This window comes from Paenibacillus sp. sgz302190 (genome assembly GCF_059820445.1).
On record NZ_JBZYAO010000009.1, the window covers coordinates 37540 to 52004 of the forward strand.

Annotated in this window: 10 protein-coding genes; 4 read left to right on the forward strand and 6 right to left on the reverse strand. The window is 53.3% G+C overall.

Features of this window, described 5'->3' with window-relative positions; all coding sequences use genetic code 11:
- The first annotated feature begins 301 nt into the window (after positions 1 to 301).
- The 4 genes from AC6RNO_RS12645 to AC6RNO_RS12660 all read left to right on the forward strand — a co-directional run bounded on the left by AC6RNO_RS12645 (position 302) and on the right by AC6RNO_RS12660 (position 2926).
- Positions 302 to 1051 (forward strand): DeoR/GlpR family DNA-binding transcription regulator, encoded by a 750-nt coding sequence (locus AC6RNO_RS12645; protein ID WP_474681160.1) that lies wholly within the window; start codon positions 302 to 304, stop codon positions 1049 to 1051.
- Between the two features lie 144 nt (positions 1052 to 1195).
- The gene (locus AC6RNO_RS12650; RefSeq protein WP_488436396.1) at positions 1196 to 1849 is read left to right on the forward strand and encodes a TetR/AcrR family transcriptional regulator; all 654 of its coding nucleotides are present in this window, start codon (positions 1196 to 1198) and stop codon (positions 1847 to 1849) included.
- Between the two features lie 67 nt (positions 1850 to 1916).
- Positions 1917 to 2336: an SRPBCC family protein gene (locus tag AC6RNO_RS12655; protein ID WP_488436395.1), complete on the forward strand. Its 420-nt coding sequence runs from the start codon at positions 1917 to 1919 to the stop codon at positions 2334 to 2336.
- A complete protein-coding gene (locus AC6RNO_RS12660) occupies positions 2333 to 2926 on the forward strand; it encodes an NAD(P)H-dependent oxidoreductase (RefSeq protein WP_474681163.1) in 594 nt (197 codons plus the stop codon). The genes AC6RNO_RS12655 and AC6RNO_RS12660 overlap by 4 nt, the downstream gene beginning before the upstream one ends.
- A 47-nt stretch (positions 2927 to 2973) precedes the next feature.
- On the opposite strand, the gene AC6RNO_RS12665 is transcribed toward AC6RNO_RS12660, so the two are convergent.
- From AC6RNO_RS12665 to AC6RNO_RS12690, 6 genes are all read right to left on the reverse strand, one after another.
- Positions 2974 to 3474, reverse strand: a complete 501-nt coding sequence (locus AC6RNO_RS12665) for a hypothetical protein (RefSeq protein WP_497105642.1) — start codon at positions 3472 to 3474, stop codon at positions 2974 to 2976.
- Positions 3475 to 3552: 78 nt separating this feature from the next.
- Entirely contained in the window at positions 3553 to 4404 is an 852-nt protein-coding gene (locus tag AC6RNO_RS12670) for a TIM barrel protein (RefSeq protein ID WP_497105643.1), read from the reverse strand.
- Between the two features lie 208 nt (positions 4405 to 4612).
- Entirely contained in the window at positions 4613 to 5857 is a 1245-nt protein-coding gene (locus AC6RNO_RS12675; protein ID WP_488436391.1) for an LL-diaminopimelate aminotransferase, read from the reverse strand.
- A 56-nt stretch (positions 5858 to 5913) separates the two neighbouring features.
- Positions 5914 to 7056 carry a radical SAM protein gene (locus AC6RNO_RS12680; protein WP_488436390.1) on the reverse strand — a complete coding sequence of 381 codons (1143 nt, stop codon included), beginning with the start codon at positions 7054 to 7056 and terminating at the stop codon, positions 5914 to 5916.
- A 53-nt stretch (positions 7057 to 7109) separates the two neighbouring features.
- Complete coding sequence (locus tag AC6RNO_RS12685) at positions 7110 to 7370, reverse strand: phosphopantetheine-binding protein (RefSeq protein ID WP_497105644.1); 261 nt, start codon at positions 7368 to 7370, stop codon at positions 7110 to 7112.
- A 13-nt stretch (positions 7371 to 7383) separates the two neighbouring features.
- Entirely contained in the window at positions 7384 to 14445 is a 7062-nt protein-coding gene (locus AC6RNO_RS12690) for an SDR family NAD(P)-dependent oxidoreductase (RefSeq protein WP_497105645.1), read from the reverse strand.
- Between the last annotated feature and the right edge of the window lie 20 nt (positions 14446 to 14465).

Sequence of the window (14465 nt, forward strand, 5' to 3'; positions counted from 1 at the left end):
ATTTTGTTTGATAGTCAACATAAAACAAACAATTAAAACTTTTATATGCGCTTACAGCAAGTTTCATTGCTATAATTCCAACATTTTTACTTAAAAATAGATCAAAATCACTCAAATTGTTTATATTCACGTTGGAAAAATCTAACCAAATACGCGTTTTTGTGCCCTGATTTACTGCAATGATTTATTTCTCATCCATATTGTTTTGATTTTGTTTATATACCCAGCGAATTATTTGACAAAAAGAGGCTTTTTAACTTAGTATGTTTATATAAACATTTTGCAAGCTGGAGGAACTCCAATGTCAGAAAGACGATTAAAACAAGCCTCCGAGTTGATTAAGTTAAAGAAGAGCGTCTCCGTGCAGGATCTCATGGAACATTTCGATGTTTCCGATATGACCGTTCGCAGAGATCTGTTGAAGCTTGAGAAAACCGGAGAATTTCGCAGATTTCACGGAGGCGTGCGCTATATCGACGAAGCGCCCCTGGACTTGAGAGAAAGTCAGCATGAATCGGAGAAACGGCGAATTGCCGACTATTGTTTGACATTAATTCAACCCTATGACACGATCATTTTGGATTCGAGTACGACAACGTATCAAATTGCCGTTGCTATGGCTGAATCCCAGCTTCGGGACATTACGGTAGTCACGAACTCCCTGAATGCCGCGTATCAACTGAGAAATATGGAACATATTACATTGATGATGTGCGGCGGCGAGATGAGGAAACCTTCCAAATCATTCATCGGCAGCACCTCCAGAGAGTTTTTTACAAACATTAACGTCAACAAAGCTTTTATATCGACCGGCGGCATTACCATTAAGGGGTTCACGACCCATGACTACGCGGAGGCGGAAATCAAACATTGCATGACGCAGGCAAGCGAAATGACTTACATCCTCGCCGATTCCTCCAAATTCAATCAACGCTCCTTGCATTTGTTCGCCCCGCTGGAAAGCGCGAATATGATTGTTACGGATAACAACGTAACGGACGAATGGGTGCAAACGATTGAGAAATGCGGGATTGAATTGGTCAAAGTTTAAAAAACAAAGGGCTGTCCCTTCGTCGTTTTGATGACTTATGGGACAACCCTTTATTGACGTTTGGGCGAAAGGCAGGGTGCGGATTTCCATCTTGATCGCTTTCACGTATACTGGTAATAAAAAATGTAAGCAAGGTGTGAAGACATGTCTCCCCGTACAAAGGAACAGAACGAGTCTATTCGAGCGCAGCGTAAGCAAGAGATTTTGCAGGCAGCCGTTCACGTCTATGTGTCAAAGGGCTTTTCGGCCGCGACATTGAGTGACATTGCAAATCAGGCGGGCCTTGCACATGGACTGGTGTATTACTACTTCAAAAATAAAAAAAGCCTGTTTCGGGAACTTTACGAAAGCATGATGGACCGCTCCCTTAACTACACAACTGAGCATTTTGAACAGGATACGCCAGTGCTCGAGCAATTCAAAAGCTATGCCCTGCTCGTCTGCGAACGTATCATTAAAGATCCCGTGACCCAACGTTTTTATATGCGAATCAGTCTGGATCTGCATCATCTGTATCAGCCCGGGGAATTGTCGCCCTTTGAATGGATGAAGAGCTTTATCAAGCCGATGGCGCAAGCGATTGACAAAGGAATTCATCAAGGAGTCATCCGTCAGGGAGACGCAAACCTTATGGCCATGCAATTTTGGGGAGCGGTCTCTCAGGGAATGAGTTACATGGATCAGTTTCTTCAAGATCTGGCCGCCCAAAATTTGACGGAAACGGAAATAAACAACGAAATGAGCGAAAAAGTCCAACAAATAGCCGCATCGGCAGTTTCGTTTTTCAAGCCGGATTAATTTTTTTCGATTTATGGTTGACTGAGTTCTCAACCAAAAATATAATGAACTCAAGGAGCGTGATCATTTGCCAACGATTTACAAAGAGATTTTGATTGATGCCTCGCCTGAGCAAGTATGGGATGCGGTCAGCGACGTAGGTGCTGTCCATCATCGTCTGGTCCCCGGCTATACCGAGAACACCCTTATGAACGGTAACGAAAGAACGCTCATTCTGCCAAAAGGCGGCATGGTTCGCGAGCTCATCGTTTCCGTTGATGAAAAGGAACGGAGAATGGCGTACGCGGTAAAAGAAGGACGTATGCCGCTATTGCATCATCATGCATCCTTCCAAGTCTTCCCACATGGCGACAACGGCACCAAGCTCGTATGGATAACCGATTTCCTCCCGGAACATCTTGCTGCCGAAATTCAAGCACGTGTAAATCGCGGAGCAGAGGTTATGAAAGAAACCATCGAGGCCGAAACGAAGGGAGGCTATCGATGAAAATTCTAGTCATTGCAGCTCATCCGAGGATCGAACAGTCTCGCGTAAATAAACGCTGGTTGGCGGAATTGCGTGGATACCCCGATCAAATAACGGTTCATGAACTATATCAGGCATACTCCGATTTTGTAATCAACGCGGAACATGAACAAGACCTCGTTGCACAGCATGACCGCATCGTGCTGCAATTTCCAATCCAGTGGTATAGCACACCGGCTTTGCTCAAGCAATGGCTCGATGACGTGTTTACGACATCCTGGCTGTTCGGAGCTGGCGGCAAAACCGTTGCGGGGAAAGAACTCGTCCTGGCCATGTCGATCGGAGGCGATGAATCCTCCTATCAGTCGGGCGGCTTAATCGGCTATACAATCAGCGAACTGATCCGCCCCATTCAAGCGTTTGCCAATCAAATCGGCATGACTTTCCTGCCGCATTACAAATTTTATGGCGCGGTCAAAGCGGCAGATGACCAAATCGAAAATAGTGCCTCAGACTACGCGAAGTACATCTTATCTCCCGATCTCAATCCCCTCATCGTTCGCAAACGTATGCTCGCTGAAATGAGCAAGGTCAACTCAACGCAAGTATAAGGAAAAATGTAAAAAGACCTACTAAATTGTCTTGGTCCCGGAACAGCTCAGTCGGGGGGATTCGTAATACACCTGATTGGTTTTACCGTTATCGTAGAGCATGAGGCCGAGGCTAAGGCCAAACTTGCTCGCAAACTACCCGTTTCACCGTTTTTAACGTCATATGCGCGGCACTTCGCCGCCAAAGAAACCGCAAATCCGCCAGCCAGTCGTCGCGCGTGGTAGAAAGCCTGCAAAAGTGCAGGCTTTTTCCATAAAAATGGTTCATTTCCGAGAAAAGCCTGCGATTGTGCAGGAATTTTCGATGAAAATGAACCTGAGCCCATGTTCGCGGCGAAAAGCCTGCACAATTGCAGGAATTGTTCGCGGCGAGCGATTAAGGACGCAAATTCATGTATTTTTGCAGGTTTTCTTCGTGCAGCCAGGCAAATTGAGGCTATCTCCTCTAACGCGGGGGTTTCTGGGCAGCCTAAGATTTGCAAAATAGTTCGCAGCCCCAGCGCATCGAAGAGCGTCAGAGCTGCGAGTCGGTTCGAGGCAATCTTCATTGCCTTGACCGTCCCCGACCGTGCCCCCCTACGGCTGCCGCAGACAAGAAAAAAGAGGTGCACCCGGCCCCCCTCTTATCAGGCTTCTTTCAACAATCGCTCCAAGTTGCGATAGCTGATCGCAATGCCTTCCAGCTCGTCTTTGGCAGTCACGTCCTGCTCGACGAACATATATTTGGCGGCCCCGATGCTGCGCGCGGCTCGGATAAATGAGCGGATGTCCAGAACGCCTTCGCCCACTTCCGAAAAATGACCGGGATCCTGCGTCTTATACAGCTCATCGATCGTAATAGGACTGTCCGCTCCGAAGACGTCGAACCAGTTCACGGGCTTGGCCGCGGCCGGCAAATCTTTTTGATGCAGCATTTCGCAGCGGTCCCCCAGCTTGTTCAGCCAGTGAACCGGGTCTGCGCCGCCTCTGGCCGCCCAATACGTATCGAACTCGAATTTGACCAATTCTTTCTCCATATGCTCCAGCATGATGTCCATGACCGTCTGTCCATCAAACACCTGAAACTCATGAAAATGATTGTGATAGTACAAGCCCAGGTCGTTCTTTTTGCACAATTCTCCGTACCGGTTAAACGATTCGCTGAATCTCAGCACGTCGTCCCGGTTGGAAAAAAACGCGATCGAGCACCCGATCCCCTTGCTGCCGATGATGTGGTTGGCCTCGATAATGCCTTCCCACTCGGTCTCCTCATTCACCTGGGTATGGCAGCCGACGGCTTGCATGCCGAGGCGGTCAAGATGTTCCCTTACCTGAGCGGGTGTAACGTCGCCTCCCAAGCTTAATCCCTCATCCGTCTTGCGAATGACCATCTCCAAATTTTTGTAACCGATTGCCGCGACCTTTTCCAAAGTGCCGACAAAGTCTTGTTTTAGCGCATTTTTTACTGAAAACAGCTGCAAACCCATCGATAAACTCATGTCAACTACCTCCGCTACCCTATAATCATTTCGTTGCTAGCGTACAATTACAATTGTAGAACAAGCCGTTCGTTCCCCTCTACCCGAAAACCGACTTCAATTAACGTTATAACGACTTTTTTCCGGCCGGCATGGCTATAACAAAGAAAAACCCGGTACAATCCATACCGGGAACCGCGCATACGGCAAACCTATAGTGAGTAATTTCCTACCACACAAAGCGGATATCGTGCAATCTCTCGCTCAGTTCCTGCATCAACGCGTCTTCAGCCTGCTCATCCTCGGCCTCGAACGTAACGGAAAACCGCACATGGGCTCCCGCGTCGTCCCACGGCACCGTCGAGATGAGCTTTTCCATGATCAAGTATTCGGAAAACTCCTCCGCCGAGGCGAACTGCCTTCCGTTCTCGATCCCCCGCGGAATCGGCACGTACAGGAAGAAGGAGGCTTTCGGCTTTTGCACGTCAAAACCTGCCGACCGCAGCACTTCAACGAGCTTGTCATGCCTGCGGGAATACTTTTCAACGGTGAGAGCCGTAATTTCAGGGTGGTTCAAACAGTAAACGGCCGCCTTCTGAATAGCCAAAAATTGGCCCGAGTCATGGTTTTCCTTGACATGGGCAAAAGCTTTTACAATCAGCTCGCTGCCCGCAACGAAGCCGATCCGCCAGCCCGTCATATTGTACGCCTTGGACAAAGAATGCACCGCAACGCCGATTTCCTTCGCACCCGGAACATTCAAAAAGGACAGCGGCGGATTGCCGTCAAATGTAAGGGCGGCGTAAGCTTCATCGGAAATGACGATAATTTCGTGTTTGCGGCAAAACGCCACCACTTCTTCGTAAAACGCTCTCGTTGCCGTCGCGCCGGTCGGATTGTTCGGGTAATTCAAATACAGCAGCTTCGCCCGGCGGACCGTTTCTTCGGGAAGCGCGTTCAAATCCGGGAAATACCCGCGTTCCTTGACCAGAGGGAGCTTGACCGTCTCGCCGCCGAACCAATTCGTATGCGTACCGATGATCGGATATCCCGGTGCCGTCATCAGCGTAACATCGCCGGGGTTGATAAAAGCGGCTGGCAGCTGCGCCAGGGCGCTCTTCGATCCGATGCAGTGATTGATCTCGGTCTGCGGGTTCAACCCCGTTATCCCGTAAATGCGCTCCATATATCGGGCCGCCGCCTCTTTCAGCTCCTCCGAACCGTTGTCCGAGTAAAAGCGGTTTTCTTTCTTCGCGGCTTCAGCCGCTAGTACCGCCACAACCTGCTCGTCGGCCATCCAGTCCGGTTCGCCGAGCCCCATATCGATAATCGCGATGCCCGGCTTTTCTTCCCGGGCACGCGCGCGGGCCCTTTTGATTTTCTCGAATTTGTAAACGGTGGTGTCTTTGCCAAACCGCTCTCCGCCGATTCGTTCGGCGAACATGTTTTGAATGTAGCTTTCGACAGTCAGCATGCAATCATCCCTCCATGATAATGACATTTTCGAATGACGGTTCGGAATGCGCCTCGTTAAAACGTTTCCGGGTCGGCGAACAGCCGCGTGCACCGGTTGCACATCATCAAATTGTCGGTTTTCAAATAATTGCGGAACGTGTCCGCCCTCTCGCCCTCCCATATATGCTGGAACGAATGCTCATAAATATTGCCGAATTTATAGTCGGGAAGATCGACGCAAGGATAGACGTCGCCCGTTCTGCGGATGATCAGTTCATGCCAGGGAGCTACGCACTTGGACCGGCCGAAGACGTTGTCGATATCCGTGTAATAATCGTGAATATCGACGTAGTCCGAATAGTCGACGCCTTCGGCGCGCCATATTTCTTGAAGATCGCTTTTCAAATATTCGGTATCGATATCGATCGACTCATCGACGAATCCTTGCCAGGCGGGGGATACGTCGCAGTCCAGATGCTCTTTCATTTGAGCGGCGTATGCCTGTCCTCTTTCATGCGTCGTGTAGAGCAGGGGGGCGAAGTTGACCGAGATGTCCCGGCTTTTGGACCACGGGCTTTTGGTGTCGTGCAGAATGATCGCAGCGTCCTTGAACCGTTCCCGGAGGGAAGGTATAAAATGTTTGGCGCTTTTGTAATTGGACGGGGACAGCACCATGTTGATGCTGATGAACGGAAACATTTTTCTCCGGCGTTTCTTTTCCAGCAGCAGCGCCTCGATATTGTCGCAAATCGTTTGAAAGCTGTTTTTGCCCCGGATAGCGTCGTGATACGGCTCAGGGCCGTCGATCGAAATATTGACGACGACGACGTTCTCGATCAGGAAGGGAATGCTTTTCTTGATCAGGGAACCGTTGGTGTTCACGTACACGTTCATCTTTTTGCTGCGCAGATGGCGCACCAGCTCTTCGAAATGCTTGTAAAGCATAATTTCGCCGCCCGTCAAAATGACGCCGATTTTGCTGTTCACGGCCGCCGTTTCATCGATAAACCGTTTGAGCACATCGATATCGAGCTGTTCTTTGATGATTCTTTGCGGTTCTTTGAGCGCCCACCCGGTCTCTCCCCATATATGGCAAAAGGAACACCGGTAATTGCATATTTCCGAAGGAAAAATAGTCAATTGCTTCAAATGAGGAACCAAGTTTTCCACATGCTTGACGAGCTTGTCACCGCTCAAAGCCCCGGCATTCGTCCACATCAAATGTCCCTTCTTTCTATCGATTAGTAAACATCCGGCTGAGATCGGTTCGGTCAGGCGCTGGAAGGCATAGAGCTCGATACGTACTTGATTATATTGTTCACGGTCAAAAAGTTTTGGAACTGCAAATCATCATCGTCCCACGAAACCCCGAACTCCATCTCCAGCGCCAACACGAGCCGGATGAAGGTCATCGAATTGACGCCGAATTCGGACAAATCGTCCTCTGGCCCCATTTGTTCCAACCGGCCTTCGCTATCCTCCAAAATATCTTTCAGCATGAGCATGACTCTATCTTTGATATCGTCTTTCACCTTAATTCCTCCTTTAGTTAGGTGATGAACTTTTCTCCAGGCAAGCTTCCAATTGCGACGAAAGAAGGGCGTTGAATTTGTTTTCGGCCGCGGCGAGCAGAACCAGCTTTTCATTGCCCGCCGCAAAAACCTGCGGATTGAAATCCGGCTGATACATGAATCTGGCCATTCCTTTTCTGACGTATTCCCATTTGCCGATCACGTCGTCCAGCGCTTCGAGCAGCACTTCTTCTTGTCCGAAAAGCTGGGTCAACCGGTACTTTTCCACCTGTTTCACCGTAATCGCCTCATTCATGAACGCGACCAAATGAGCGGAATGTTCCTTTAACACCTCCCCGGACGCAGTCAGGCTGCGGTAAGTGCCGATGAACCGGTTAAGAACGTTCATGCTGGCGGCGATTTTATCCTTGCCCGCCGCCATATTTTTGGCAAACGTTTGAACAGCGGATGCTTTGTCCGATGGCACCGGGGCATGGCGGAATACAAAATGGGTGGCCAGATGCAGGCCCTCGTTCACAAAATGCTCGGTAAAACCCGCGCAGGCCCGTCTTACATCCTCAAAGGGAATGACGCGTTTTTTGTAGGACAAGTTTTCCCGTCTGTCGTGCTCGATGATGTGAAACATCCGCTCTTTGCGGTTATAGCCGTACACCAGCAGCGTATGGTCGATATGCTGTTTGAGATAGGCGTCGCGGCGAATCGATTCATAGAAGGAATCGACCCAGACGACGGCCGGATTTCCCTCGGACAAGCTTGCCGTGATCTCCTCGACAATGTTTGCATTGTCATAACGCGTCTCCACGCGCAGGCCTGCTTGTCCGAACAGCTGCTCCAGCGGAAGCGACGGCGCGTAACCGGCGCTGAACTGCTCTCCCGCATATTCGTAAACGATCAGATCGTTGACCAAAAACGGCAAAATGCTTTGCCCGAAATGGCCCGCAATCGGAAACATCGAGTTGAAAAAGCAATTTTGGTAAAAAATTTCGTTGAACGGCTCGAACCGCGGGAGAATGACGGCATCGCTGTCATCCGCTTGCTCGCTCGGCGGACGATCGGCTTTGTCGTTCGACTGACGCTCTGCTCTATCGTTCGGCTTGGCCGGATTCGTTTCCGCCGCCGGCTCCCGGCTGCCGCCGGCCAAATGTTCAGCCAATTCCTTGATGCACCTGAATCGGTACAAATCGTCCGCGGAAACGGAAATCCGGCTATCGCTCCATTCGGCTTCCAGCCGGATCGCCGACAAGGAGTTGCCGCCCAATTCAAAGAAATCGTCGTAAATGTCGATGTCCTGAATGCCCAGCAAGTTCCCCCATGCTTGGCCCAGCGCTATTTCCAACGACGTGTAGCGGCGATCCTCCCTTCCTTGCAGACGGACGGGAACGGCGGATTCCTCCGAACGCGGTTCCCGGTTCTCTTGCTCGATACCGGGCTCATCCGGTTCCGGTTCGATCCAGCACCTCGTCCGCTGGAACGGGTACAGCGGAACTTGAACTTTGGTCCGCGCTTCATCGCCGTACAAGCTTTCCCAATGAATATCCGCGCCTGATACGTACAAGCGGCCCAGCTCGTTCATATCCGCCTGATGCCGCCCGCTCCGCCGCATCGCATCCAGCAGGGCGGACGCTTCCGCGCTCAGCCGCCTCCGCTCGCCCGCTGCGAGTTCTCCGCGCTGCAGCTTTTCCTTGTGAACGGTGATGATGCGGTGTTCGCCGTAAAACGTCCCTTCGGGCAGAGGCCCGTCCAGCCCCTCAGCGCACAGCTGCTGAAGCTTCGCGAGCAAGCCGGCTTGATCCTCGGCGACAATCGCCAGCCTGTGGGCGTAATGCCCCCTTCCCGTATTTGCCGTATAGCAAATATCGCTTAAATCGGCTTCGGCCGACTCTGACCCGGCGAATTCCCGGTAGCTGCGGAGCAGCGCTTCCAGGGCCGGCCGGCTTTTGCCCGACAGCGCCAGCAGATGGCGGCCGCCCGGTGCGGCTTGCCGTCCGCCCCCGGTACGGGAGCCTGCCGCCGGAGCTTCTTCCAGGATGACGTGGCAATTCGTGCCGCTGAAACCGAACGAGCTGACCCCGCATCTTCTCGGGATTCCCACTTCCGCTTCCCATGCCGCCGCTCTGTCATTGACATAGACGGGCGAGAGCTCAAAAGGAATTTTGCGGTTCGGCCTCGAAACATGCAGCGCAGGCGGCAGTTCCTTGTAGACGAGCGCCGCAATCGCTTTAACAAGACCAGCCACGCCGGAGGCGCTGTCCAAATGGCCGACATTGCTTTTGACCGAGCTGACCGCGCAAAATTGCTTTTTGTCCGTAAACCGCCTGAACGCCCTCTGGATGCCCTCGATTTCAATCGGGTCGCCGAGCTTTGTGCCCGTCCCGTGCGCCTCGATGTAGGCTATCGTTTCAGGATCGATACCCGCCTGCTCCCAGGCTTTGACCAGCACTTGCTCTTGAGCCGGAGCGTTCGGAGCGGTAATTCCGATGGATGCGCCGTCCTGATTGATCGCGCTGCCTTTAATGACCGCGTAAATGCGGTCCCGGTCCGCGACGGCCCGGTTTAGTGGCTTCAGCAGCAGAGCAACCGTCCCTTCCCCCCACACCGTGCCGTCCGATTGATCGTCGAAAGCGCACGTTTGCCTGCTGGACGATTCGATGCCGATGTCGGAAACGCCGTCGACAGGCATGAGGCATACTTTGACGCCGCCGGCAATAGCCATATCGCATTCGTCGTTTTTCAAAGCCATGCACGCCAAATGCACGGCGACAAGCGACGAGGAGCAGGCCGTATCGACCAGGAAGGCAGGGCCTTTCAGATCGAGCAGGTAAGAAATCCGGCTGGCGATCAGGGAAGGGGTATTGCCGGCACCGGCCATTTGAACGAGAGATGGATGCTTTTTGGTAATGTACTGCCCGTACACCGGCCAATCCGCAAAGCCCAAATAAACGCCTGTCCGGCTGCCCGCAAGCTTGCCGCCGCCATAACCCGCATCTTCGATCGATTGCCAGCAAGCTTCCAGAAACAGCCGTTGGTTAGGGTCCATCAGCATGGCTTCTTTGGGCGACAAATTGAAAAAGCCGTAATCGAACCCGTCGACTTCGTCCAAAAAGCCTCCGTAGCTGTACTCGATATCCTGTTTGCGCAAGCTGGTGTAGTTCAAAATGAAACCTTGGCAGTCCTTCTGTCTGCTCGGCGGATATTTCCTGATCGACTCCCGCTTATTGCTGATATTTGCCCAAAATTGCGCGAGATGATCGGCATCCGGCATGTTGAGCGAAAGCCCGATGACGGCGATATCGTTCACATCCCGCCCGGCGCCGCTTGCTCCGGCGGATGAAACCGCCGCTTCTGCTTCCGTTTCCTCCGGCCCTTGCAGAAACGCCGATATTTGAGCGATCGTCGTATGGGTGAAAAAATCGGCAATCGCCGTTTTTCCGGGAAACTGCGCTTCGATGATCGCATGCACTTTGGTCAGCAAAATCGAATCGCCGCCGATTTCAAAAAAGTTGTCGTGAACGTCCAGTTCCTCATATCCGAGCACCTGGACCCACGCCTGCGCCACTTTTTGCTCGATCTCCGTGTACTCGCTATCCGCTTTGCCTTTCAGCTGCATGCGCTTCGCAGCCGCAGGCGCCTGAGCCGGCGCTTGTGCAAGCGGCGCTTGCTCCGCTTTCCGGAGGCCGATTTGACGCTGCAGCGTCCCGGTCAGCCGGAAAGGCAGCCTGTCGCCCAGCTCAAACAGACGGCAGTCAAGGTTCCATTTGCCGACAAACAGCTGCCGGAAATCGCGGTTCAAGGCAAAATCGAAAGCGTGAACGCCCTGCGCGACAGGCAAAACGTGAAACAGCTCTTTCTGCTCGTCGACGGACGTGCCTTCGGAAAGACCGGTATTGTCCCAGGCGGGCCAATTGATGACGAACGTCCGCCGGCCTTGGCGGCTCCGGTATGCTGCAAACGCGTCGAGATAGCTGTTTGCCGCCGTGTACGGGCCTGATCCGACGCCCCCGATGAGCGTAATTGCGGAGGAGAACAGCGCAAAAAAGTCAAGCGGCTCCCGGCGCGTCCAGCGATCCAAAAGCCAGGTTCCCTGCACCTTGGCGGCCAATATGGCGCCGAATCGCTCTTCCGACAAACGGCTTATATAGTCGCCATCGCCAATCCCGGCCGCATGCACGATACCGTTTATTTTGCCGTAGCGCATCTTCAACATGCCGATCGTTTCTTTTACTTGCTTTTCGTCGGCGATATCCGCGCTGATACACTGCACGGAGGAGCCGTTTTGCTCCATTTCCCGGATAGCGGCAATCCGGCTGCACATTTTGGGATCCGCACCGCCGCTTAGCAAGCGATCCCACGTGGGCGGCTCCGGGAAAACGGAACGGTTGATCAACGCCAGATGGATGCGATGCCTGGAAGCAAGCCATTTGGCGACATGCAGTCCGATGCCTCCCAAGCCGCCCGTTACGATATAGACGCCATCGGATTTCAGCTCGATCGGGCTTTCGTTCCCGCTCTGCACGTCGATCGGACCGATTCGTTCGACGTACCGCTCGCCGCTGCGGTAAGCGACCTTGTATTCGCTCGTTTCCGCACCCAGCTCCGCCAGCACGCAGTCAAGGTCTGACGCGGCTTCGATATCGATGCACCGCACGCGAATATGTTTGTGCTCCCAGCCGAGCGCTTTGCCCAGTCCAAATAAAATCGAATGCTCGGGATTGACGCGGGCTTGGCTGCCCTTCACCTCATGAACGTGATCGGAAACGATAAATAGTTCCATCGCGTTAGTATTGCCGCTCTCGCTCATCGCTTGCAGAAGGTGAACGATACTGTATGCGCCACGCTTCAAGCTGCCCTCAAGATCGTCCGGAGTATGACACTCCGCTTGATCGCTTACAGAAGACAGGTGAACGATTCGGGTCACGTTCTCTTCGCCGATTTCCCGCAGCAGCCGCCTGTAGTCATCCGCCGAGCCCGCAATCGAGTAGGCGTCCTCACCCACGGCTTCAAACTTGCCGCCGAACCCCACCTCGATAACCCGGCTGCCGTCCGCTTTCAGCTTTGCGGCAAGCCGCTCCCCCATGCCCCCATCGCCGTCTTTAAACAGCAAATAACGATGGCGGGCCGCTTTCCGGCCCTGCAAATCGGGGGCGATTTCGCTTTTTTCCCAAACCGCTTGATGGATAAGACTTTCCGCTCCGGCGCCTGGCTCCGCTGCAAGGGCATCCGTCTCCGGAGAGAGATCGGGAATATCCAGCCAGCAGCTCTTTTTGTCGAAAGGATACGCCGGAAGATGGAGCCGCCGCCGTTTTTCCTGCCTGTAGAGCCGGTGCCATTCGATATCCGCCCCATTCTCGTATAAGAGGCGAAGCTCATGCAAAAGGGCGTCCTCCTGCTCGCCCTTCGCCGCATATCGGTCCAAAATGTCCGCAGCCGCCCGGCTTGCTTGTTGCGAATAGGCGCTCCGCCCGCTCGTCGTCCCGTCGCGCTCAAAGGAGGACAGCGCCCTCGCCAGTTCCGCGGCATTGCCGGAGACAAGAGCGAGGCGGAAAGGATAATGCCCCCTGCCCGTGCTGAGCGTGCAGCACAAATCGCCCATATCCGCAGACGGGTGAGCCGCCAAAAATTCGGCATAGTTCCGCGCCAAATTCCGCAAAGCCGTTTCCGATTTCGCCGAAAGCACGAACAGGCGCGGCCTGTTCCCGGGCTCATCGCTTCCACCGAACGCATCGGGAGCCTCTTCCAGCACGATATGGCAGTTCGTCCCGCTAATGCCGAACGAGCTTACGCCGCAGCGCCTAACGCTTGCTTGCGAGTCCCACTTGGCCAGCCTGCCGTTCAAGTAAACCGGCGATTCCGCGAAATCGATTTTCCGGTTCGGCCGGCTCACATGCAGCGTCGGGAACAGCTCCCGATGCTTCAAAGATAGTACGGCTTTGACGAGTCCGGCTATTCCCGCCGAATTGTCGAGATGGCCGACATTGCTTTTGACGGAACCGATGGCGCAAAACTGCTTTTTGTCCGTAAACATGCGAAACGCTTTTTGTATGCCCTCGACTTCGATCGGATCGCCGAGCTTCGTCCCCGTTCCGTGCGTTTCGATATAAGCTATCGATTCGGGATCGATGCCGGCTCTTTTCCACGCTTCTGCGATAACTTCCGCCTGCGCATCCGAATTGGGCGCCGTTATTCCGGCCGAGCTGCCGTCCTGGTTGACAGCGCTGGATTTGATGACCGCATAGATCGAATCGCGGTCTTCCTGAGCTTTGTACAAAGGCTTCAGCACGATCGCCACGACGCCCTCGCCTGTACCGGTGCCGTCGGAAGCATCGTCGAACGCCCGCGTTCTGGAGGTCGAAGATTCGATGCCGACTTCAAACGGTCTGACCGGCAGAAGGTGAATCTGGATGCCGCCTGCAACAGCCACATCGCACTCCCCGTTGCGGATGGCCTGGCAGGCCAAGTGAACCGCGACGAGCGAGGAGGAGCAGGTCGTATCCACGATCAGGCTCGGCCCCTTGAGATCCAAAATGTAGGACAGCCGGCTCGCGATGATCGGGCGGATGTTTCCGGCCATCGACATGGAGGCGGATTCGGGCTCGGCTTGCTCGATCATTTTTTTGTACTCCGAATCGGACCCGTATCCGAGGTAAACGCCTGTCCGGCTTCCCTGCAGCTTGTTTCCGCCATAACCGGCATCTTCGATGGAGTTCCAGGCGGTTTCCAGAAACAATCTTTGATTCGGATCGAGCAAGCCCGCTTCCTTCGGCGACAATTTAAAAAACGGGTAATCGAATTTGTCGATCTCCTCCAAATAAGCCGCCTCGCCGTAGCGAACCCGGGCCGGATCGGTTCCGGTATAACGATAAAACCGGTCTGCCGCCGTTTTTCTGGAAGGCGGAAGCTCCCGCACACAATCGACGCCCGTCCGCAAAATGTCGTGGAAATCTTCCAACGTCTCCGCCAAAGGAAACTTCACGGCGATTCCAATGATCGCGATATCGCTTTCCGCCACTTCGTCCATGTACACATCGTCGTCTTCTTCCAAAGCCAATCCGTCCAATTTAATGGCGTGGAATTCCACTCTTCTTCACCTCCTGATTG